This window comes from Bacillus sp. IT-79MI2 (genome assembly GCF_949768135.1).
Classification (GTDB): Bacteria; Bacillota; Bacilli; order Bacillales; family Bacillaceae_G; genus Bacillus_A; species Bacillus_A pseudomycoides.
Genome location: NZ_CATKPV010000128.1, coordinates 158198 through 181607, shown reverse-complemented (window position 1 = coordinate 181607; position 23410 = coordinate 158198). Strand labels below are relative to the sequence as shown.

Sequence of the window (23410 nt, the reverse complement as noted above, 5' to 3'; positions counted from 1 at the left end):
TTTCTGGCTCGGTAGCTCAGTCGGTAGAGCAGAGGACTGAAAATCCTCGTGTCGGCGGTTCGATTCCGTCCCGAGCCACCATTTTAACTAAATATGCCGGCTTAGCTCAATTGGTAGAGCAACTGACTTGTAATCAGTAGGTTGGGGGTTCAAGTCCTCTAGCCGGCACCATGTAAGTTTCGGAGGGGTAGCGAAGTGGCTAAACGCGGCGGACTGTAAATCCGCTCCTTCGGGTTCGGCAGTTCGAATCTGCCCCCCTCCACCATTTACATTTTATATAGGGGTATAGTTTAAAGGTAGAACAGAGGTCTCCAAAACCTCCAGTGTGGGTTCAATTCCTACTACCCCTGCCAAAACATAACATGGCGGTTGTGGCGAAGTGGTTAACGCACCGGATTGTGGCTCCGGCATTCGTGGGTTCGATTCCCATCAGTCGCCCCATTTTCATTTTTTAACATTTGTAAATAAAGTAGTTAATACTTGCATATAATGAATTAAAACTTCGGTGGGCTATAGCCAAGCGGTAAGGCAACGGACTTTGACTCCGTCATGCGCTGGTTCGAATCCAGCTAGCCCAGCCATTTTTGCGGAAGTAGTTCAGTGGTAGAATACAACCTTGCCAAGGTTGGGGTCGCGGGTTCGAATCCCGTCTTCCGCTCCAAATTAATTTAATATGGCGGCATAGCCAAGTGGTAAGGCAGAGGTCTGCAAAACCTTTACCACCGGTTCAAATCCGGTTGCCGCCTTTCTTATTATGCCGATGTGGCGGAATTGGCAGACGCGCACGACTCAAAATCGTGTTCCTTCGGGAGTGTCGGTTCGACCCCGACCATCGGTATCGTTAAATGTTTATCGGGAATTACAGAAGAATTAAGTAATAGCAACGTTTAAAACGTCTTTCTACAGTTTTGTAGGAAGGCGTTTTTTTTGTTTTCAGGGGTAATTTTGTTTGAAAAATCCACTTTTAAAATCGTATTCATTGGTCGTGTTCACAGGTAAAGAAAGGTGGTTAACTTTTGGCTAGAAGAAAAAATACTTTAGATGAAAGCGAATTAGCTGTTATTAAAAGACAAAGTAAATCTTATGTTGAAACGTTTGATGAAGCTATCACTTTGTTTGTGAAGGACTGTGAATTAAGAAATCTTAGACCGTTTACCATTAAATATTATTTAAATGAATTACAAGCTTTTCTTAATTTATTAACTGAACAAGAAATAGACGTTTCTATTCTAAAGCCTTACAACATGAAAGAAGAACATGTAAAAGAAAACGTAATACTTTACATGAAAAATTATAGGGGAATTAAAGTAGTTTCTATTAACACTCGTTTACGTGCATTACGTGCTTTCTACAACTTTCTATACAAACAGAAGCACATTCCTAGAAATCCAATGGAAAACATTAAGTTGTTGAAAGACAGAAAACGAATCATTCCCACCTTTTCAAAAGAACAGCTTAATAAATTGTTCCATCAGCCTAATTTAAGGACGTTTACTGGCGTTAGGGATTACACAATTATGATGTTAATGCTTGAAACGGGAATACGTGTAAATGAACTGGTAGGGCTATCAGTAAAGGATACTCGCTGGGAAGATAGTTTACTCGTAATTCGTAATGCTAAAAGCTATCGAGAACGGCAAGTGCCTATACAAAGGGATATGAAAAACCAGTTGAAAAAATATATTGCGATTCGAGGTTATGTTGAAAGTGATGCTTTATTCGTCACTGTTGATGGTACACGGCTTACTAGAAGAGGAATACAACAACGAATATCCATATATGGCAACATGGCACAAATAAAAGATGTGCGTTGTAGTCCACATACCTTTCGTCATACGTTTGCGAAATTAAGTGTTCAACAAGGGGCGAATATCTTTGAATTACAAGCTATATTAGGACACACGAACATGGAGATTGTTAAAACGTATGTAAATCTATTCGGTACTGATGTAAGAGAAAGACATAAAGAATTTTCACCGTTAAAAGTGCTTAATAAACGGTACGTATAAAAAGTTTAGACAAAGAAAAAAGTCACCTGTTACAGCAGGTGACCCAAAGTTTGAAAAATCGACTCAAAACTAAATAACGGACATTCCGTATACTCGTCACCCCCATTATAAATTTTTTGAAAATATAATGCAAAGGGTTTAGTTTTCTATTGTCTTTTTTAGATATTTAGAAGCGTTGGTGTGCGGTAATTCCGAACGTGGAATTGCCTGAAACCACGTTAAAATAGGTTATTCATTATGGTTTGTGTACATGTGAAAATTAAAATAATAAGTATTATGGAAGGTATCATCTCATAATTCCACTTCCTAAAAATTTGATTAGTAATGAGATAGGAAAACATAATTACACTACTTATGATTTGAAGGAAAATTAAGGTCTTAAAAACAATATTAAACTTCTTGTTTTTATGCAGAGAAAACAAAAACAGAAAATATAGTAAAAATAATAGAATCACATTAATAATTATAGTTCCTCTGATGTACCATACTCTTTCGCTTTTACTCCACATTTTGTTGAGGTCGTCGTAAAAACCAATATTGAAGACTACAGCAGCAAATAGATAGAAAATAGCACCTAAGAGTGTAGATAAAATCACATTCCAAAATTTTAATTTTACTTGTGTGGCTTTATTTAAATACAATTTATCAATTTCCTTAGTTGTTGCCGCTATTACAAGTTGATTAGCACTATATAGTACAGCCGTTATAAGTAGACCTATAAGGGTAGTTATAATCGCAGTGAACGCAGGTGGAAGCTTACTAATTGTATCAATTGTTAATCCATTGAACATTCTCTCTGTTCAGTCCTTTCATGGTTAAATTCCGATAAAAAAGAACGTCACCTTTAGAGAAGGACGTTCTTTTTATTAATTAAATTATTGTTTCACCATGCGTATTCGTAGGTGCAGGGGGTCTTCCATGGTCATAAGCAGGAGAACCAGTGTTACCATCAGCTACACCCCAAGGTTGTCCGTGTGTGTAAGCAGGTGCAGGCGTGTCATCTTCAGCTTTATTACTTGCAATACCAGTATCTCCATGTGCGTAAGATGGAGACCAAGTGTCACCTATATTTAATGCTAAATCAGGTCTTTGAGGTGACCAACCTTCTCCATGCGTTGATTGTAACTTATTAATGTTATCTGCCTGTGCAGTTTGTTGTGTTTCTGGATTGATACTTAATCCGAAAGACATAAGACCTGTAGTAGCTAAACTCATTACCATTAAACCAAGCTTTTTCATTATTTTAACGCCCCTTTAGCTAATAATTTTGTTCTTGCTTCAAGACCTAAACAGAAATAGTCACTAGATGTTTGGTAGTCACACACAGTATGTAATCTAGTTGCTAACAGTTCTGCATATTCTTCTACATAATCCCAAAGTGCTTCTCTTTTGAAATAGGAGATACCTGCAATAGTTACTCTTTTTAATTCTTCAATAGAAGCATTGTTATTTAGTGCTTTTAAAATGGTAAAGTGATGTGTGTATTCTTCATTCTCTAGGTTTAAACAAATTTTTAAACCTTTTTCAACAAAGTCAGAAGCAATATTTGTTTCACCTAACTTAGAATATTCTCTAGCTTGTAGAAAAATAGCTTTGAAATGATTAGGGATTTTCTCTGTTACTTCTGATAAGTGACGAATAGCTGATTCAGAAAGGTTTTGACTTGAATATAACCAACCCAAATTGTGACGGACTAATGAAATTAATGTTTCTTCGTTATTCTTATATAATAAGTTTAATGCAGAATTTAAATGTTCCTCGGCTTGTTCAAATTGTTTTAGAGATACACAACTCATTCCAATTGTATTTTCACAAGAAGCTGCATTACTTTCATAACCTTGGTATTTAGAGAAGATATCTTTTGAAGTAGTTGCATAACGAATAGCTAAAAGTGGTTCGTAGGTGTTATGGTAAAACAAGGCTAACTTAGATTGAAATTCAGCTTGTTCGATTTCATTGGAAACATATTTCAAAAGAGATTCAGCTTTTTCATAATGATTTTGTGCCTCGTTATAGTCAGTAAGTATCATGAAATGTACAGCTTTATAAAAATGATAATAATAAGCTAAGAAACCATCAGTCGGAGTTTCAAAAGAATCAATTTCATCAAAACTATTTTTTGTGATACTGAATCTATCGGTAAGTGTTTTGAAACGGAAATCTAGCAAAGAGTAGTATAATAATAAATTTCGGTTTTGTAGTTCTGTGTTTTCTTCAGTCTTTAAAATGTTAATATATTCATCAAGTTCTTGTTTTAAGTTTGTTACTTTTGAAAGTTGTTGTTGTAACATTGATTGATACCAGTCATTAAGTAACCTTGTAACCTTTTCATTCCCCTTCACTGGAACGTGCATATAATCCCTTCCTTTTCTGAATAGTCTTACATTAAATGATAACAAGAATAAGATTTAATAAAAATAAAATTTCTATATTTCTCAACATTTGTTTAACAATTTTATTTTCAAGTATATAACTAATCGCATTCGTTCTCCCTGTTAGTAATTTCAAATATTTGGAACAGTAGAATGATTTAACATGATATAATTTTCTTGATGAATATGGAACTAGAAAGGATTTAAGCGATGGGAAAATTTCAAAGTAATTTTCAAGTGGCACAACAAATCGCTACTCAAATGAGGAATGCTTCGGATACAATCCAAAGTGCAACAAGTCGTTCTATAATAAAGGCGACGCGTACAACACTATCTGTTAACTCCAAAGCACAAGAAGCGAATCAACAAGTTTTAGATTTAACAAAACAATTTTCTGCTGCTTTTCAACAAGCGGCTGATAATATTCATTCGGTAGCTAACGAGTTTGAGAGAATGGATAAAGAACTTCAAAATACTTTTCGCTAATGTAATAACCTATATAAAGTAAAACGATAGGAGGAAAAAGATGAGTCAAGATATTGAAAAACAAATTAATCAATTAAATCAAAAATTACGAAGTGTATTTGAAGAACAGAATCGAAATCAATCTGCGATTCAAACACAGGGACAAGCAGAAGAAGATTTTCATGTATGGAAAAATCAAAACCATCGTTTGTTTGACCGTATTTTAGGAACTTGGCATGGAGATAGAGAAATGTCACTGTTTTTTATGGATATGCGTCAAGATGCACAACAAATGGAACGAAAACTCACATTCGAATTGGAAAATCAAAAAGAAACGTTGCTTAAAGAGAAACGAGACCTTAGTGATTTAGAAAACGACCTTTCCTATCAGCAACAACAATTAGCAAGGGGGACCAATGCATGAGTTTAAATATGTATTTGGGAGAAGTACAGAACCAAACTCAAAGCATGAACGCTGTATGTACCGCTACCATTCAAGGCATGGAACAAGCCATTCAGTCGATTGACGCTTTTACAATTGATACTGTTCTACAAGGACAAACATATAGCAGTGCAAAATCATTTTTTGTACAAACCTTTCGTCCTTTAGCACAAGGAATCATTTACTTATGTGAAGAATTAATCCGTCAGAATGATGCCTTTCCAAGTCAATTTCAATCAAAGGTAGCTTCAACTGATGTCATTGAACAAGAAATATTAGAACAAATCCAAGGGATTGACCAAACAAAAGCAGGTATTGAAGGAATTAGTAATGTCCTTCCAGGTATGCAAGCAATGATGGGTATTTTTGATATGATGAAACGGAAACTGCAAGAAAAGTTAGAACATCTACATGAATTTAATTATACTTCTAGTAGTAACTATGATACAGCACTTCAACTAGCTGCTAGTATTGCGACGGGTTTAGCGGAAGTCCAAAACGGAAAAGGTTTTATTCCTGCAAGTGGTACATTTAGTACACAAGGGTTGAATATGGAATGGGCAACGTCTATTCAAGCGATAGAAGAAGAGAGGGCACGTAAAGCGGACAATTCAATTGAAGAAGGGGCAATGTGTGGCAAGCTTCTTCCGAAATCTGACCTCGAAAAAGCTTGGGATAAAGAAAAAAAGGATTTGAATGCCGCATGGACTGGTATTTCTACTGGTTTTGTAGATGGTGCTGAAGATGCATGGGAAGGGTTCGTAGCTTTAGGCGATAAAGAAACCTGGTTGAATATGCGAGATGCGATTATAAACTATGATGAAACTTTTCCTGCAATGTGGAATACTTTTTCAGATTCGTTTATAAATAATTTTTGGAATGGGGATTTGGAAAGCAGAGAACATTATGTAGCTTATGGTGTAGCATCGTTGGGGCTGGGGTTTCTGGGTGATAAAGGTCTTAGTAAAGCAGGACAAGTAGGGAGAATAGCAGCCGTTACAGGCTTTACAAAAGGAAAGTCGTTCATAACTAATTCTGCTACGTATAGAAATGCGTTAAATACATTAAATAATTTTAAGTTGAACACTGGAAACCGCTTTGCTTATGCTGGTGTTGGGGGAAATTCTTTAAAATCCAGCTTTGTTGATACTTATCAAACAGCTAAGGATAAACTATCGCCTTATCAATATACTAAAAGTACTACGGACGGAGACGTTTTTGTTGGCAAATTATACGGAAAAGATGTACCTCTTAAAGACGTCAGAGTTGATGACATTACGTATACTAAGAGACCTAGAGAAGAATTTGAACAACTTAGGAAAGCTTTTGATAGCAGGATAAGACAAGAGTTTCTTAAATCCTTGGTAAATGACCCTGTTAAGCTTACTGAACTTAAGAAAGCGGGAATAACAGATGGTAATATAGAATTAATGAAAAAAGGAAGACCTCCAGTAGGGTGGCAAGTACATCATAACCTTCCTTTAGACGACGGAGGAACAAACGCATTTGAAAATTTAACTTTAATACAAAATCACCCATATCATAAAGCTATAACTAATACACAACGTACATTAACTAGACACTTACAAGATGGCGATAGTACAGACATAAGTTGGCCTATACCAAAATATAACATCTATCCTAAGGGAGAATAAATAAACTTAGAAAGAGGTTTTTATATGTGGAAAAATCTAGTTTTAGAAATTGGAGATATACTGAAAAGTGTTAACTTTAATTTGAACACACCAGCAACAGATACTGAAGTTCATAGATTAAGAGAACACGTGAAAGAGAAATTTAATGTTGATTTATCGATTGAATTTGAGGAGTTTCTTAAAAACGTAAATGGTTTAGATTTTGGTGGACTAGTTATTTATGGAGTTGATCCTTCTTTACTAGAAACAGAAAGAAACGAACCAATTTGTGGATTTATAGATACGAATGAGATTTGGTATGAAAATGAATTTCAAAAAGAGTATCTTTTCTTTGGAGATTCAAGTATTGCGTGGTTTTGTAAAAACTTATCTGACGGTACTTACTTAGAACTTGATAAACCATCGGGAACAGTGATGAAAACATATAATAATTTCAATACAATGCTAGAAGAAGCATTGAAAACAGCCCTTCTTTAATAAGGAGGATTACATATGAACAATATTACATGGTTTGATGTAAGTGAAAAGAAAATTACGGATGAACAAATTCAGAAATTAGAACAGTATTTGGGTATTAAATTTCCTAACGACTTTATTGAATGTGTGAAACAATATGATGGAGGGTACCCGCATCCAAAAGTATTTGATATACAGGGACAAGATGGAGGTTCATTCAGTTACCTATTAACTTTAGATTCAGAAAGTAGGTACTCCATTCTTCGGGTGTATGAAGGCATAAAAGGCAGATTAGTAGATAAAGTATATCCGTTTGCCACAGACCCGTATGGAAACTTCTTATGCTTTGATTATCGAAATAATCCCGAAGCACCAACGGTTGTATTTTGGGAACATGAGGAAGAAGAAATGGAAAAAGCAGTTTATCCTGTTTGTTCGTCTTTTACAGAACTGCTTGATAGCTTATGCGATTATGACGATGAAGAGTAATTAATTATGAGTAACAAAAGTGAGACTTATGTGAATTACGCATAAGTCTTTTTAATATGTACCAACACAAGTTAAGAGGAAGTTTTTATTGCTTTTATAGTAATTCATATGTACTATATGAAATGTAAAGCACTATTAGTATGAGTGTTAAATGACAGAACAAGGGAAGGGAATTGCAGTTGGAATTATTTAAACAAACAAACTTAGATAAAACGGAACTATTGTTACTATACATTATGAAAGAATTAGAGGCAGATAAAGTACCAGTGAAATTATCATATAACCAGTTACAGGACTATTTAAGGGCTAACCGTAATACAACATCTAAGGCGATAAAAGGACTGAAAGAACATGGTTTACTGTCTGTTACAGTGGGGCAGGGAAAAGCTTCCAACACTTATCAACTTACATTAGAAACAGATGTATAAGGAGAAGGGTGATTATATAATAGTAGAAAAAATATATTGAAAATCTCGCCTGCTAGAATTATACTGTAAAGTATATAGTAGTCGTGTGAACAGGCTAACTGTAATACCCTGCAATTACTTGTAGAATTACTTAATATAACTGTAAAGAAATGATAATAAATAATGATATAACGGAAAAAACCGACTCAAAATCGTGTTCCTTCGGGAGTGTCGGTTCGACCCCGACCATCGGTATCAAAAAGACGAGTAATCGTCTTTTTTATTTGTCTTCGGATTGATTATATCGTACATATTAAGCGCTTCTTACTTCGGTAAGGAGTGCTTTTTTTGCGAATAAACGTAAAAATTCTTGTCCACAATAACTAAAGAAGATATCTTAAGCTATTCGTAGCAACCTCCAGCAAATGTTTTTTGTACGACCGTTCTTGTAAAAGAGGCGGTCTTATTTACGTATTGCTATAAATACAAAGAAAATCTCTTATAGTATCAGTCATTCCGTTATTGGTACTAACTGAACAAAAGTTAACACTACGAGCAGTTCTCACCGTTCGCACCACGCATTAAAACCGTGCATCGTAATCGGCAGTGAGTCCGAGAGTCCGATGAACCAAATCATGCGCATTATGAGGAAACGCACTTTGTATTAAATAAATTTGGAGATGAATTGCTAGATTATTAACGAAATCTGGAGACCTTTCAGAACCAAAATAATGGGTTGTAAAAGTAGGCTTCCATTTTAGGAGGCTTTTTTCATGTACATTGTCAAATCATGTTATTTGAGTGTTAAATTCGTAATGAATTATGAATTTAAGGTATAATATAATTTGGTGAATGAACAAAATTATATTGATTTATATTATGTCAGTAATGCGAATCAATAATGAACTTTTTGTATTTATTTTGAAAAAGTGTTGAATAAACATTGTATTTCATATTAATATTTTTATGTAGATTTAAACGTGAAAGAGAGTGGAACAGTATGGGCCGTAAATGGAATAATATTAAAGAAAAAAAAGCATCAAAAGATGCAAATACAAGCCGCGTATACGCTAAATTTGGACGTGAGATTTATGTAGCGGCAAAACAGGGTGAACCAGATCCAGAATCAAACCAAGCTTTAAAAGTGGTATTAGAGCGTGCAAAGACGTACAGTGTACCAAAAACAATTATTGACCGTGCAATTGAAAAAGCAAAAGGTGGTTCAGAAGAAAACTATGACGAACTTCGTTATGAAGGATTTGGACCAAACGGATCAATGGTAATTGTAGATACACTTACAAATAACGTGAATCGTACTGCAGCAGATGTACGCGCTGCATTTAGTAAAAATAGCGGTAACATGGGTGTGAATGGATCAGTAGCATATATGTTTGATGCGACTGCTGTTATTGGGCTTGAAGGAAAAACAGCAGATGAAGTGCTTGAAATATTAATGGAAGCAGATGTAGACGCGCGTGATATTCTAGAAGAAGAGGAAGCAGTTATCGTTTATGCTGAACCTGATCAGTTCCATTCGGTACAAGCAGCGCTTAAGGATGCTGGTATTACTGAATTTACAGTTGCTGAGCTAACAATGCTTGCACAAAATGATTTAACACTTCCAGAAGATGCACAAGTACAATTTGAAAAAATGATTGATGCATTGGAAGATTTAGAAGATGTTCAACAAGTGTACCACAATGTTGATTTAGGTGAATAATATATAAAAAAGAGACCTTTTGTTATTTATAACAGAAGGTCTCTTTTCTTATATTATGTAAGTAAAAGTGTCTAGTATGATGTGTAATCGGTGAAACTAGGTAAGGTAGTAGGATATATATAGTAAATACATATTGATTACAGGAACGTTTGTTTGGTAATATGTTTATATTGCTCAAATTGTATTATTGTATTAATTTCTTTAGAAATGCTGTAGAAAAATTTTAGGGGGGAACCAGCTAAATCTGAAAATATGCCAGGTGATATAATAGAAGAAGGATGGATATGTGATTTTTAAAGCGATTCATCTGAATATATATATCCATTTTGATTTCCAAATATATAAGTCGCGGCTATGCAAACAAACTCTCTTTGTTTGCACGTGACATGGGGATAAAAAAAGTACTGACCGCTTCTATACATGATCAGATTCTCTCTCCCAACTAAAAAGAAGAGGATTATGTCATTTTTTAAGTTGAATGTATATAGAAGTTTGCTACTTTTTCTGCTAGAATATGTATTTTATAGCTTACAACATTGTAAGGTAAGTGTAAGAGAAATCAATTGGGGATTGCTTTGAGAAACAGTATTCTTAATGTAAAGATTATATGGTTGTAAGGAAAAGAGGTGTGCATAATGAAAGAACGAGTACTATCTAAAGTTAACTATCATCAAAAAGTTTCATTCAATCCAATTACAAAGTTTCTTTATAAAGCTATTATTTTATTATTACTACTTAGTTGTACATTATTATTCATAGGAAATGTAATGATTGAAAGAAGTGATATTAGTAAGCTACATGTACCTGCTAAATTAGAGGTACCAGAATCTCTGGCTCACGCATTTATTGCGACAGAAGATAAAAGGTTTTATCACCATAACGGCTTAGACTATATAGCAATTGTTCGAGCTTCTATTGAAAATATAAAAGCTGGTGGTATTGTACAGGGCGGAAGTACAATTACACAGCAGCTTTCCAAAAATGCTTTTTTATCTAATGAACGTACATTTTCTCGTAAATGGAAAGAAGTTTTTTATACAAAAAAAATTGAGCGAACATTTACTAAAGGTGAGATTTTGAAATTATATGTAAGCAATATTTATTACGGAGAAGGTGCATGGGGGATTGAAAAAGCATCCAAGCTATACTTTGGCAAAACGGTAAATCAATTAACATTAAGTGAGAGTGCAATGATGGCTGCTGTTGTGAAAGCTCCTGCTTATTATTCTCCTGCTCAAAATTATGACAAAGCAGTAGAAAGACGAAATGTTGTTTTGAAATTAATGGAACGAGAAGGATATATTAGTCATGATGAATATGTGCAAGCAATTAGTGAAAAATTAGTAATTCGTCATGACATTTTAACTCAGCATTCATTGCAAAAAGTAGCTCGTGAAAAAGCGGTAAGTTAAAAGTGAAGTTCCATAGGGGAACTTCACTTTTTTTTGAATAAGACTGCCAAAGAAGAGACACAATATTGACACATTTGTTGTGTTTTCGGAAATTATGTGAGCGTGTTCATTGCATGATGTATAAAAGTATTGATATCATGTGTAATGTGTACAACAATGTATACAGAATATGAATTTAAAGAGGAATGTATATGAAATCATCAAATAAAATCATGGCTCTTGGTATTGTTTTTTCTATTGCAGTGTTAATTGTAATTGGAACAGTTGCGTACAGTATCATAAATGACAAAAAAGATAAAGGGAATGAAATGTTTGCTTATTCCACGCAGCAATCTTTAGGTAAGGAAGATGCACCCGTTAAGGTTGTTGAATTTGGGGATTTTAAATGTCCAGCTTGTCGAACTTGGGATACGACAGTATTACCTCGTTTAAAAGAGGAGTATATTAATAAAGGGAAAGTCCAGTTTTATTTCATTAATTTTCCGTTTGTTGGAAAAGATTCTAATTTAGGTGCAGCGGCTGGTGAAGCGATTTATAAACAAGACTCAGAATCTTTCTGGACATTTTATGATGAAATTTATCAAATTCAGAAGAAAGATACTGAAGAATGGATTACAGAAGAACTGCTTCTTAATATAGTGAAGGAAAAACTTCCGAAAGTTAATATAGAACAGTTTAAAAAAGATTTACATAGCAAAGAAACCCAAGACAAAGTACGTAAGGATTACGATCGTGCACAAAAATTAAAAGTACAAGGTGCTCCTTCAGTATATGTAAATGGGAATCTTTCAAATCCTGATTATGATAGTATGAAAAAGGCAATCGATAAAGAATTGAAAAAGTGATGATTATTCATCACTTTTCGACTTTTTTCGATAAAATTATTGCTTGGGCTTTTATTACATGCTATACTATTTTACATAAGTTATTTCAATATCTTATGTTTTTTCATATTTGCGGGTGTAGTTTAGTGGTAAAACAAGAGCCTTCCAAGCTCTGGTCGAGAGTTCGATTCTCTTCACCCGCTCCAGATATTATTTCATATTCTCATAATAAATTGTGATCAACGCAGTGTTTCGTTTCTAGGATAAACGAGGCATTGCGTTTTTTAATGTTTGGAAATGAAGATTTTATGCGAAAATAGAATTAAGGACTATGATTACGAAGTGGATTGCTAACCATCAGTAGGTGATTACTTGTTTGATGAGGATATGTATTCATCGTAGAAGGAGGCAAAGCATGAATTTTGAGCAATTAAAGCAAGATGTTATAGCGTATAGTAAAACAATTGGAATAGATAAAATAGGCTTTGCGAGTGCCTCACCATTTGAAGAATTAAAACAGCGTTTAATTCAGCAGCAACAATTAAATTATCAGTCTGGTTTTGAAGAACCTGATATTGAAAAAAGAACAAATCCACAGTTACTATTGCCGGGAGCAAAATCAATTATTGCAATTGCATTAGCGTATCCATCAAAGTTGAAAAATGCACCGTTAAGTAAACGAGGAGAAAGACGTGGTATTTTTTGCCGGGCATCTTGGGGACAAGATTATCATCTTGTTTTGCGGGATCGCTTGCAAAAATTAGAGGCGTATTTAATTGAGAAGCTTCCTGATATAGAAGTGAAATCAATGGTAGATACGGGAGAATTGAGTGATCGTGCTGTTTCAGAGCGTGCTGGTATTGGATGGAGTGGTAAAAACTGTTCCATTATTACGCCAGAATTTGGCTCTTATGTGTATTTAGGAGAAATGATTACGAATGTACCATTCCCACCGGATCAACCAATAGAAGACCAGTGCGGAAGCTGTACAAAGTGTATTGATATTTGTCCAACTGGTGCACTTGTACAAGGAGGACAATTAGATTCAAAAAAATGTATTGCTTTTTTAACACAAACAAAAGGATTTCTTCCAGAAGAATATCGGGATAAAATTGGAAACCGTATTTACGGATGTGATACGTGCCAAACAGTTTGTCCAAAGAACAGAGGGAAGGATTTTCATAATCATCCAGAAATGGAACCCGATCCAGAGCTTGTGAAACCACTGTTAACGCCATTATTAACGATAAGTAACCGAGATTTCAAAGAAAAATACGGTATTATGTCGGGGTCATGGCGCGGGAAAAAACCATTGCAACGAAATGCAATTTTAGCCCTTGCTCATTTCAAGGAAACCACAGCAACTCCGGATTTAATTAGTGTTATGAAAGATGATCCAAGACCCGTAATTCGTGGGACAGCAGCATGGGCTCTAGGGAAAATTGGTGGTGAAGGTGTAGGAGAAGCGATTGAAAAGGCGATGGAACGTGAAAAGGATGAAGAAGTTCTTCATGAAATGAATCGTGGTCTTGAAATGTTAGCTGAGAAAAAACAGTAGATAATACCTCTTTTTTTCATATTGTGTAATATGGGGGGGAGAGGCCTATGTTGGTAAAGAAACAGCTTGAACAACAGATGCAACAATTTTTAGCGTATATTACAAATAAACGTGTAGGTGTCGATAAGATTCCTGCTGATTTACTACAAGTATTACAGCGAAAAAGAAATTTGTTTCAAAAACGTGATGCTGAAATTGTAAAGGCAACAGCAGACGTATCTTTTATAAGACAATGGAATAGTAAGCAATATCAAGAAGTAGATTATCAAGTTCATTTGAAATATTTAGTTCATCATCATGAATTATTCTACATGGAAGAAGAACAATTAGAACGGCGTGTTTATCTGAAAGATGGGCGTATTGTAGAAGATAAAGATATTACAGTGAAAGAAGAAAAGGTCCAAGGGGAAATGTTAGAGCGTGAGATAACGAAAGGAAAGTATGATTCGTATCAATATAATCGCTTAGAAGCTGTCAAATATGCGGAGCGTTGGTGGGATGATCGAAACCCGGCGTATCGTAATTTTCCTGATAATTGTACGAATTTTATTTCACAGTGTCTGCATATTGGTGAAACACCAATGACTGGGTATCCTAACATTCGTAAAGGATGGTGGCAAAGGGAGAATCAGTGGAGCTGGAGCTGGGCAGTTGCTCATTCATTTTATTGGTATTTATCAGGGGCTACAACAGGACTTCGTGCTAAAGCGGTAGAAAATCCGGAAGACCTTCTACTTGGTGATGTAATTGTTTATGATTTTGAAGATGATGGTAGATGGAATCATACAACAATAGTTGTAGCCAAAGATGCGGACGGCATGCCGCTTGTAAATGCCCATTCTGCTAATAGCCGCAGGCGTTATTGGAATTATGAAGATTCCAGTAAATATACACCACAAATGAAATATAAATTTTTTCATATTATTAATGGGTAGAGATTTTTCACTCAAGTGGTATAATACGTAGTAGACAAAAGATTGAGGTGAATATAACGTGGGAGTACATGTTGTTTTATATCAACCAGAAATTCCAGCAAATACAGGGAACATTGCACGTACTTGTGCAGCCACTGGAACAGAATTACATTTAATTCGACCACTTGGATTTTCAACGGATGATAAAATGTTAAAACGTGCCGGTCTTGACTACTGGCAGCACGTAAAAATTACGTATTATGATTCGATTGAAGAGTTTTATGAAAAAAATAAAGACGGTGAATTCTTCTATTTAACAAAGTATGGTGAAAAAGCACATACAGCGTTTGATTATAGTAAGGTAGAGAAAGATTATTATTTTGTATTTGGAAGAGAAACAAACGGATTGCCAGCAAACGTAATTGAAGAAAACTTCGATCATTGTTTACGTATTCCAATGACTGACAAAGTACGTTCTTTAAATTTATCCAATACAGCAGCGCTTTTAATTTATGAGGCATTCCGCCAACAAAATTATCCAGGTTTAGATTTAGAGATTGTATATTAAAATTTAAATGTAATAGCAAACAAAAAGTGATGGGCTTAGGCCCATCACTTTTTGTTTGTACCTGGTTTATCATTATATCCTGAAGTGAAAATTGCAGTAAGAAATGTAAGTGAGACACCTAAAATTAATAATAATTTCATGTGGGACCTCCTTCTTCATATTTTATTTAAAATAATTTTGATCTGAAGTTTATGTAGATTCTATGGAAGTAAAGAAGATATATCCTGTAAGAATGGAGAACAAGTTCCCCGGTATTTTCATTATACCGAATTTTCTTTTAACTTTGGGATAAAATTTATAATGTTTGTAGAAGATTTCATTTTGATTTAAAGAATGTTTAAGGACATCCTCGCATACCTTTTATAATAATCCGATTGAACAAGGAGATGGGGGAGGAGCTATAATGGATATTCTAAAGAAAATTGAACAGCATCGAGAAGCAGAAGAACGTTTACAATGGGAAGGTACGTTTGCGGAATATTTGGAGCTTGTTAAAGAACGACCATGGGTGGCTCAAACTGCACACTCTCGCATTTACAATATGATTAAAGATGCTGGCATTGAAGAAGTAGAGGGGAGAAAAAAATATAATTTTTTTAGCAATCGGCTATTTGGATTAGAAGAAGCATTAGAGCGCCTTGTAGAAGAATATTTTCATCCGTCTGCGAAACGTTTAGATGTTAGAAAACGGATTTTATTATTAATGGGACCAGTGAGTGGTGGGAAATCAACGTTAGTCACTATGTTAAAACGGGGATTAGAGACATACTCGCGTACAGATCGAGGAGCTATTTTTGCGATAAAAGGTTGTCCGATGCATGAAGATCCTCTTCATTTAATACCACATCATTTACGTGATGACTTCTACGATGAATATAGCGTAAGAATTGAAGGGAATTTGTCACCATTAAATGTGATGCGTTTAGAAAAAGAATATGGTGGAAGAATTGAAGATGTAATTGTAGAACGTATTTTTTTCTCGGAAGATCGCCGGACAGGAATTGGTACATTTAGTCCTTCAGATCCAAAATCACAGGATATTGCAGATTTAACAGGGAGTATTGATTTTTCTACAATTGCAGAATATGGTTCAGAGTCAGATCCACGTGCATACCGTTTTGATGGAGAGTTAAATAAAGCAAACCGTGGTATGATGGAATTTCAAGAGATGTTAAAATGTGATGAGAAATTTTTATGGCATCTATTATCTCTTACACAAGAGGGGAATTTCAAAGCGGGGAGATTTGCACTTATTTCAGCAGATGAATTAATTGTAGCCCATACGAATGAAACAGAGTATCGCTCCTTTATTTCTAACAAGAAGAATGAGGCGTTACATTCAAGGATTATTGTAATGCCGGTTCCATATAATTTACGAGTGAGTGAAGAAGAACATATTTATGAAAAGATGATTCATGAAAGCGATGTTGCCAATGTACACATTGCACCGCACACACTTCGCGTCGCAGCAATGTTCACGATTTTAACACGCTTGAAGGATCCGAAGCGCCCGGATATTGATTTAATTAAAAAGATGCGTTTGTATGACGGAGAAATGGTAGAAGGTTACAATGCAATTGATGTAGAGGAATTGCAGCGTGAATATCAGGATGAAGGTATGAGTGGTATTGATCCGCGTTATGTCATTAACCGTATTTCTTCTACTATTATTAGAAAAGAAGTACCATCGATTAATGCGCTTGATGTGTTACGTTCATTAAAAGATGGGTTAGATCAACATCCATCTATTAGTAATGAAGATCGGGAGCGCTATATGAATTTCATTTCATTAGCACGGAAAGAGTACGATGAAATTGCCAAGAAAGAAGTACAAAAAGCATTCGTGTATTCGTATGAAGAATCAGCTAAGACGCTTATGGATAATTACTTAGATAACGTTGAGGCATATTGCAATAAATCAAAATTACGTGATCCATTAACAGGTGAAGAAATGAGTCCAGATGAAAAGCTGATGCGTTCTATTGAAGAGCAAATTGGTATTTCAGAAAATGCAAAGAAAGCGTTCCGAGAAGAAATTTTAATACGCATTTCTGCTTATGCTCGTAAAGGAAAACGTTTTGATTATAACTCACATGAACGCCTTCGCGAAGCAATCCAGAAAAAATTATTTGCTGATTTGAAAGATATTGTGAAAATTACAACATCCACGAAAACACCAGATGAAAATCAGCTGAAGAAAATTAATGATGTTGTAGCACGCTTAATCGATGAACATGGCTATAATTCTTCATCAGCAAATGAATTGCTTCGCTATGTAGGTAGCTTGTTGAATCGATAGCTTGATAATAAAACGCTGTCTCTAATGAAAGCAGAGGCAGCGTTTTTGTATCTATGTAAATTTAGGCTAAAAAAACGCCATAACCCCTATTCTTTTTAGTTGGGAGCGAGGATTCAGCCAAGCATAGAAGTGGTCAAATCCTTTGCCTGTCCCATGCCAAGTAAGAACAGAAAGAGAAAACGAGTGAATTCACCTTTTCTTCTTCGCGTGAGCGACTTATATGTCGAAATCCTAAAGTGAATTTATATATCTAATTGAAGTAATGGGATTTTACTAGTGAACGCCTCGTTTTATGTATGGACTTGTCCAAACATAATAAATTAAGGTGCAATTTCATGAATTTATTGTCAATTATTTTTACAATACGCATATGATAGAGTAACCAACCATTCATATAGAAAAAGCCAACACAATACAATATGTTGCAGAGTGGAAAAGTGTGCAACAATGAATTGTGTTTCTTTCTTATCAGCTAAAGAAATTTCAATTTAAAGTGAATGTCAAAGTTTTTGTTAAGGAAGTTCGGAGCAATACGTAAAAAAGCTATGGGTGCCTTATGATTATGGAAAAAGTAAGTTCTAATGAACAGATACTTTTTAACGATTCTTGTTGCTACATCATAACCTCAAATTCGTATATTACTGTTTATTAGAGAAAATAAGGAAAATTACAGTAAGGAGGGAAAAAGATGGGCGAAGAAAATCAACCAAATTATACAATTTCACAGGAAAACTGGTCCCTCCATCGCAAAGGACATGACGATCAAAAACGCCATCAAGAAAAGGTGCAAGAGGCAATTAAGAATAACTTACCAGACCTTGTGACAGAAGAAAATATCGTGATGTCTAATGGTAGGGACGTTGTAAAAATACCAATTCGGTCTTTAGATGAATATAAAATTAGATATAACTACGATAAGAATAAACATGTTGGGCAAGGAACTGGTGATAGTAAAGTTGGCGATGTGGTTGCAAGAGATGGGTCAGGTGGTCAAAAGCAAAAAGGACCAGGAAAAGGGCAAGGTGCAGGGGATACAGCTGGAGAAGATTATTATGAAGCAGAAGTATCAATTTTAGAATTAGAGCAAGTATTTTTTAAAGAGCTAGAGCTACCTAATTTAAAGCGGAAAGAAATGGATGAAAATCGTATTGAACATATTGAATTTAATGACATTAGAAAAACAGGATTATGGGGAAATATTGATAAAAAACGGACGATGATATCAGCTTATAAACGAAATGCGATGAATGGAAAGCCCGCTTTTCATCCAATTCGTCAAGAAGATTTGAAGTTCCGAACATGGAATGAAGTGTTGAAGCCAGATTCCAAAGCTGTCGTATTAGCAATGATGGATACGAGTGGATCTATGGGGATTTGGGAGAAGTATATGGCGCGTAGTTTCTTCTTTTGGATGACAAGATTCTTACGTACAAAGTACGAAACGGTAGATATAGAGTTTATTGCGCATCACACAGAAGCGAAGGTCGTGACAGAAGAAGAGTTTTTCTCAAAAGGAGAAAGTGGTGGAACAATCTGTTCCTCTGTTTATAGAAAAGCACTTGAGCTTATAGATGGCAAGTATTCACCGGAACGCTATAATATTTATCCATTTCATTTTTCAGATGGAGATAACTTAACATCAGATAATGCTCGGTGTGTGAAGCTTGTGCAAGAATTGATGAAGGTATGTAATATGTTTGGGTATGGGGAAGTAAATCAGTACAATCGTTCATCATCTACCCTTTTTTCGGTTTATAAAAACATTGAGGATGAGAAGTTTAGGTATTATATATTGAAGAATAAGAAGGCTGTTTTTGACTGCCTGAAAACATTTTTCTCAAAAGAAAATTAAAAAGTAAATCTCTTAGAAATAGAGAAGCGATAAAGTGAAACTTTTATCAGTGTGGGGCTTGCTGCCCATTAATAGGGAATGAAACTAAGATAAACAGGTTTATTAAGGACGGAGAACCGTTCTTTTTTTATTTTTATATATGCCATGCGACTTATCCGGACAAGATATTAGTACCATACAACTTTTCGATATTTTGTAAGTGTTGTTTTTAAATAAAGCCACGAAGTTTATAAAAAGTTGCGGTGTTTTTCCTCTTTGGATCTGTTTATCTAAAGGGGTGTTATTATAGTGAAATTCAAAAAAAGACCTAAACACTTGTATTCACATAGTGTTTAGGTTTATTTATTGTTTTTTATTATTTTTACGATTCCTTGTCAAATATTGATAAGTTATTTCTATATTCTTTTGTGAAAAGGATTTCCTATGTGTAAGTTTGTTCGTCTTTTTCTCAACTTACTAGAATTGTTGACGGAGTATTTTCAGAGTGATACGATTTAATCGCAATGGTAATTAAGTAATTCTAAAGAAATACTTTTTTCGAAGAGGGCGGGATATGAAACTTGAAGATATCGTAACGGTTAGAATAGGAAGAAACCTTTCTAGAGGAAACGAGAAAAATGATCTGACTTTAGTTGCTTATTCGTACGAGGATTTAATGAATGATTTAGAGGGATCATTTCTAGACTCACAAGCTAGTTCTTATAGTGGAAATTCAAATCATAAAGACAGCTATTTGAGCAGTGCCGGAGATGTTGTTTTCAGCTTTGTTAGTTCCAAAGCTGGGATAGTCAGTGACTTAAATCAAGGGAAGATCATAAACCAAAACTTTGCGAAACTCATTATTGAACATGATCATTTGGATAGTAGCTATTTATGTTATGCGTTGAATGAATCATACTCAATGAAAAAGCAAATGGCAATTTCTATGCAAGGAAGTACTGTACCAAAATTAACTCCAGCGATTTTAAAAGAGTTGGAAATCAAGTTACCAAGTATTGAGAAACAACGGACGATTGGAAAAGCTTATTTCTTTTTGAGGAAGCGTCAAGCTTTGGCAAAGAAACAAGCAGAACTTGAAGAGCAACTTTATTTAAAAGCATTGAAGCAATTAGACCAATAATAGAAAAAGTGAGGAACGCAACATGGCTGAATTAAACTCAAAATTATTTAGTGCCGCAGACAACTTGCGAAGCAAGATGGATGCATCAGAATATAAAAACTATTTATTAGGATTGATCTTTTACAAGTACTTATCTGATAAGTTATTAGAAAAAGTAGTTGAAATAGCAGATGAATCACTAGAAGAATACAATACACAAGAAAAACAAACTCAATTGTATAGAGAATCATTAGCAGATGAAGATATAAAAAATGACTTGATTGAAACGTTAGTGGATACATTGGGCTATGATATTGAACCAGAGTATTTATTCAATGTATTAACCAATCAAGCTAAACAAAACACGTTTCAGTTGAGTGACTTGATTAAAGCCTTTATTAACTTGTCTACGAAATATAATCAATTTAATGGATTGTTTGATGATGTGGATTTGAAATCAAAAAAGCTGGGATCAGATGATCCACAACGAAACATTACCATTACAGAAGTCTTGAAGAAACTAAATGACGTCGATGTGCTGGGACATAATGGCGATGTCATTGGGGATGCCTATGAGTTTTTGATTGGTCAATTTGCCTCAGAAGCTGGTAAGAAAGCTGGAGAATTCTATACACCTCATGAAGTATCTGACATGATGGCTCGTATTGCCGCAATTGGTCAAGAAGACAAAAAATTGTTTAGTGTATTTGACCCAACCATGGGATCTGGTTCCTTGATGCTGAATATTCGAAACTATATTAACCATCCAGACAATGTAAAATATCATGGGCAAGAACTAAATACAACGACCTATAATCTAGCGAAGATGAACTTGATCTTGCATGGTGTTGATAAAGAAGATATGCGTTTACGCAATGGGGATACATTGAATAAAGATTGGCCGACAGATGAGCCTTATACCTTTGATTCTGTCCTAATGAATCCACCTTACTCAGCTAATTGGTCTTCAGATGATACGTTCTTAGATGATTCTCGTTTCAACCGTTACGGGAAGTTAGCGCCAAAATCAAAAGCGGACTTTGCTTTTCTCTTACATGGATTCTATCATTTGAAAGATTCGGGAACAATGGCAATCGTCTTACCGCATGGGGTACTATTCCGTGGAGCTGCGGAAGGTGTGATTCGTAAGAAATTATTAGAAGATGGCAGTATTGATGCTGTTATTGGTATGCCAGCAAACTTATTCTTTGGGACATCAATTCCAACAACAGTCATCATCTTGAAGAAAAACCGCACCACTCGTGACGTGTTATTTATTGATGCAAGTAATGAGTTTACGAAAGGAAAGAATCAAAATAAACTTTCCAAAGAAAATATTGATAAAATCGTCGAAGCGTATAAGAAGCGAGAAGATGTGGAGAAGTATGCCCACGTTGCTACCTTTGATGAAATCAAAGAGAATGATTTCAATTTGAACATCCCTCGATACGTAGATACCTTTGAAGAAGAAGCGCCTGTTGATATGGCATCAGTGGGCTCAACTATCAAAAACATTCGTAAAGAAAAAGCTGAATTAGAATCTAGCCTACATGACATGATTTCTTCACTACAATTTGATGAAGAAAACGCAGAATGGATCAAGGGTGCATTAGAGGTGTTTAATCGTGAAAAATAACCATACACCAAAAATTCGTTTTTCAGGGTTTACTGGAGATTGGGAACAGCGTAAGTTAGGCGAGATTTCAGAAAAAGTAACTGAGAAGAATAAAAATAATATCTATTCTGAAACTCTGACGAATTCAGCAGAGTTTGGAATCATCAATCAACGTGATTTTTTTGATAAGGATATTTCAAACGAAAAGAATTTAGATGGTTATTATGTCGTTCGTCCAGATGATTTTGTTTACAATCCAAGGATTTCTAATCTCGCTCCAGTAGGTCCAATTAAGCGAAATAAGTTAGGCAGAACTGGCGTAATGTCGCCTCTTTATTATGTTTTCCGTACACGTGACATTGATAAAACATATTTAGAAAAATATTTCTCATCTAATAGTTGGCATATATTCATGAAATTGAATGGAGATTCCGGTGCACGATCAGACAGGTTTGCTATCAAGGATTCTTTATTTCGTGAAATGCCTATTCCGATTCCTTCAATTGAAGAACAAGAGAAAATCGGTAACTTTTTCAAACAACTAGACGACACGATCACTCTTCATCAACAAGAACTAACCACCCTCAAACAAACAAAACAGGGATTCTTGCAAAAAATGTTTCCCAAAGAAGGGGAGTCCGTGCCTGAGATTCGGTTCCCAGGATTTACTGGAGATTGGGAACAGCGTAAGTTTCAAGACTTTATCGCTAAGGCTGGTAAGAAAAATACAATGGGTGAAAATTATCCGGCATATTCTGTAAGTAACAAGTTGGGATTAGTTAGCCAAACAGAACAATTTGATGGAAGTCGATTAGATGATCTTGATAAAACATCTTATAAATTAGTTAATCCGAATGAATTTGCATATAATCCAGCTAGAATTAACGTTGGCTCTATAGCATTTAACAACCTCAATAAAACAGTAATTGTGAGCTCACTTTATGTAGTATTAAAAATGAATGAAGAGCTAGATAATGAGTTTATTCTACAATTTATTAAATCGCAATTTTTTATTGATGAGGTAAGAAGAAATACTGAAGGGAGTGTAAGGGAGTATTTATTTTTCGAAAACTTCAAAAATATCAAGTTCCCTTACACTTCTAGTAAGGATGAGCAAATCAAAATCGGCAACTTTTTCAAACAACTAGACGACACGATTGCTCTTCATCAACGCGAATTAGATGCCTTAAAAGAAACAAAAAAAGCATTCTTACAAAAAATGTTTGTCTAAGCAATATAGGGAGAGGGAGAAAT

The 23410-nt window shown here is 34.9% G+C and carries 20 protein-coding genes and 10 tRNA genes; 28 read left to right on the top strand and 2 right to left on the bottom strand.

All coding sequences use genetic code 11. The features are described 5' to 3' along the window. Positions 1-5: 5 nt before the first annotated feature. The 10 genes from ACM6HU_RS27310 (at position 6) to ACM6HU_RS27265 (ending at position 2009) form a co-directional block, all read left to right on the top strand. Positions 6-81 (top strand) — tRNA-Phe (locus tag ACM6HU_RS27310). Between the two features lie 14 nt (positions 82-95). Next, positions 96-171: transfer RNA gene (locus ACM6HU_RS27305), tRNA-Thr, on the top strand. Between the two features lie 10 nt (positions 172-181). Continuing rightward, positions 182-265 (top strand) — tRNA-Tyr (locus tag ACM6HU_RS27300). Between the two features lie 14 nt (positions 266-279). Next, positions 280-353 (top strand) — tRNA-Trp (locus ACM6HU_RS27295). Positions 354-365: 12 nt separating this feature from the next. Beyond that, a tRNA-His gene (locus ACM6HU_RS27290) sits at positions 366-441 on the top strand. 65 nt (positions 442-506) lie between these two features. Next, positions 507-581: transfer RNA gene (locus ACM6HU_RS27285), tRNA-Gln, on the top strand. A gap of 5 nt (positions 582-586) precedes the next feature. Beyond that, positions 587-661: transfer RNA gene (locus ACM6HU_RS27280), tRNA-Gly, on the top strand. 14 nt (positions 662-675) lie between these two features. Then, positions 676-746: transfer RNA gene (locus tag ACM6HU_RS27275), tRNA-Cys, on the top strand. 10 nt (positions 747-756) lie between these two features. Continuing rightward, positions 757-838, top strand: a tRNA-Leu gene (locus tag ACM6HU_RS27270). A gap of 178 nt (positions 839-1016) precedes the next feature. Beyond that, positions 1017-2009 (top strand): tyrosine-type recombinase/integrase, encoded by a 993-nt coding sequence (locus ACM6HU_RS27265; protein ID WP_414848549.1) that lies wholly within the window; start codon positions 1017-1019, stop codon positions 2007-2009. A gap of 870 nt (positions 2010-2879) precedes the next feature. Here ACM6HU_RS27265 and ACM6HU_RS27260 read toward each other — a convergent pair. Beyond that, the gene (locus ACM6HU_RS27260) at positions 2880-3248 is read right to left on the bottom strand and encodes a hypothetical protein (protein ID WP_016113004.1); all 369 of its coding nucleotides are present in this window, start codon (positions 3246-3248) and stop codon (positions 2880-2882) included. Next, on the bottom strand, positions 3248-4363 hold the full coding sequence (locus ACM6HU_RS27255) for a RapH N-terminal domain-containing protein (protein ID WP_016132537.1): 1116 nt from the start codon (positions 4361-4363) through the stop codon (positions 3248-3250). The genes ACM6HU_RS27260 and ACM6HU_RS27255 overlap by 1 nt, the downstream gene beginning before the upstream one ends. Positions 4364-4591: 228 nt before the next feature. Here ACM6HU_RS27255 and ACM6HU_RS27250 point away from each other — a divergent pair, with 228 nt between their 5' ends. From ACM6HU_RS27250 to ACM6HU_RS27165, 18 genes are all read left to right on the top strand, one after another. Continuing rightward, positions 4592-4867: a TIGR04197 family type VII secretion effector gene (locus tag ACM6HU_RS27250; RefSeq protein ID WP_016113006.1), complete on the top strand. Its 276-nt coding sequence runs from the start codon at positions 4592-4594 to the stop codon at positions 4865-4867. A 40-nt stretch (positions 4868-4907) separates the two neighbouring features. Then, positions 4908-5270 (top strand): DUF3958 family protein, encoded by a 363-nt coding sequence (locus ACM6HU_RS27245; RefSeq protein WP_016113007.1) that lies wholly within the window; start codon positions 4908-4910, stop codon positions 5268-5270. Next, the gene (locus ACM6HU_RS27240) at positions 5267-6943 is read left to right on the top strand and encodes a T7SS effector LXG polymorphic toxin (protein ID WP_077295576.1); all 1677 of its coding nucleotides are present in this window, start codon (positions 5267-5269) and stop codon (positions 6941-6943) included. Before ACM6HU_RS27245 ends, ACM6HU_RS27240 begins: the two co-directional genes overlap by 4 nt. 24 nt (positions 6944-6967) lie before the next feature. Beyond that, the gene (locus ACM6HU_RS27235; RefSeq protein ID WP_016113010.1) at positions 6968-7420 is read left to right on the top strand and encodes a YrhA family protein; all 453 of its coding nucleotides are present in this window, start codon (positions 6968-6970) and stop codon (positions 7418-7420) included. Between the two features lie 15 nt (positions 7421-7435). After that, positions 7436-7888 (top strand): SMI1/KNR4 family protein, encoded by a 453-nt coding sequence (locus ACM6HU_RS27230; protein WP_016113011.1) that lies wholly within the window; start codon positions 7436-7438, stop codon positions 7886-7888. 179 nt (positions 7889-8067) lie between these two features. Beyond that, on the top strand, positions 8068-8316 hold the full coding sequence (locus ACM6HU_RS27225) for a winged helix-turn-helix domain-containing protein (protein ID WP_033670992.1): 249 nt from the start codon (positions 8068-8070) through the stop codon (positions 8314-8316). Between the two features lie 979 nt (positions 8317-9295). Next, positions 9296-10015 (top strand): YebC/PmpR family DNA-binding transcriptional regulator, encoded by a 720-nt coding sequence (locus tag ACM6HU_RS27220; RefSeq protein ID WP_016113013.1) that lies wholly within the window; start codon positions 9296-9298, stop codon positions 10013-10015. A 635-nt stretch (positions 10016-10650) separates the two neighbouring features. Beyond that, positions 10651-11427, top strand: coding sequence for a transglycosylase domain-containing protein (locus ACM6HU_RS27215; RefSeq protein WP_016113014.1), 777 nt, complete (start codon positions 10651-10653; stop codon positions 11425-11427). 191 nt (positions 11428-11618) lie between these two features. Further along, positions 11619-12272, top strand: a complete 654-nt coding sequence (locus ACM6HU_RS27210) for a DsbA family protein (RefSeq protein WP_016132538.1) — start codon at positions 11619-11621, stop codon at positions 12270-12272. A gap of 111 nt (positions 12273-12383) precedes the next feature. Beyond that, a tRNA-Gly gene (locus tag ACM6HU_RS27205) sits at positions 12384-12457 on the top strand. Between the two features lie 209 nt (positions 12458-12666). After that, entirely contained in the window at positions 12667-13809 is a 1143-nt protein-coding gene (gene queG, locus ACM6HU_RS27200; protein ID WP_016113016.1) for a tRNA epoxyqueuosine(34) reductase QueG, read from the top strand. Positions 13810-13856: 47 nt separating this feature from the next. Further along, complete coding sequence (locus ACM6HU_RS27195) at positions 13857-14744, top strand: amidase domain-containing protein (RefSeq protein ID WP_016113017.1); 888 nt, start codon at positions 13857-13859, stop codon at positions 14742-14744. Between the two features lie 58 nt (positions 14745-14802). Next, entirely contained in the window at positions 14803-15291 is a 489-nt protein-coding gene (trmL, locus tag ACM6HU_RS27190; protein WP_016113018.1) for a tRNA (uridine(34)/cytosine(34)/5-carboxymethylaminomethyluridine(34)-2'-O)-methyltransferase TrmL, read from the top strand. Between the two features lie 403 nt (positions 15292-15694). Beyond that, positions 15695-17590, top strand: coding sequence for a PrkA family serine protein kinase (locus ACM6HU_RS27185; RefSeq protein WP_016113019.1), 1896 nt, complete (start codon positions 15695-15697; stop codon positions 17588-17590). Positions 17591-18278: 688 nt separating this feature from the next. Next, positions 18279-19442, top strand: coding sequence for a sporulation protein YhbH (gene yhbH, locus ACM6HU_RS27180; RefSeq protein ID WP_414848548.1), 1164 nt, complete (start codon positions 18279-18281; stop codon positions 19440-19442). A 553-nt stretch (positions 19443-19995) separates the two neighbouring features. Then, positions 19996-20562 (top strand): restriction endonuclease subunit S, encoded by a 567-nt coding sequence (locus ACM6HU_RS27175; RefSeq protein ID WP_414848547.1) that lies wholly within the window; start codon positions 19996-19998, stop codon positions 20560-20562. Between the two features lie 22 nt (positions 20563-20584). Further along, positions 20585-22177, top strand: coding sequence for a type I restriction-modification system subunit M (locus ACM6HU_RS27170; RefSeq protein WP_414848546.1), 1593 nt, complete (start codon positions 20585-20587; stop codon positions 22175-22177). Beyond that, positions 22167-23387: a restriction endonuclease subunit S gene (locus tag ACM6HU_RS27165; RefSeq protein WP_414848545.1), complete on the top strand. Its 1221-nt coding sequence runs from the start codon at positions 22167-22169 to the stop codon at positions 23385-23387. The genes ACM6HU_RS27170 and ACM6HU_RS27165 overlap by 11 nt, the downstream gene beginning before the upstream one ends. The last annotated feature ends 23 nt before the right edge of the window (positions 23388-23410 follow it).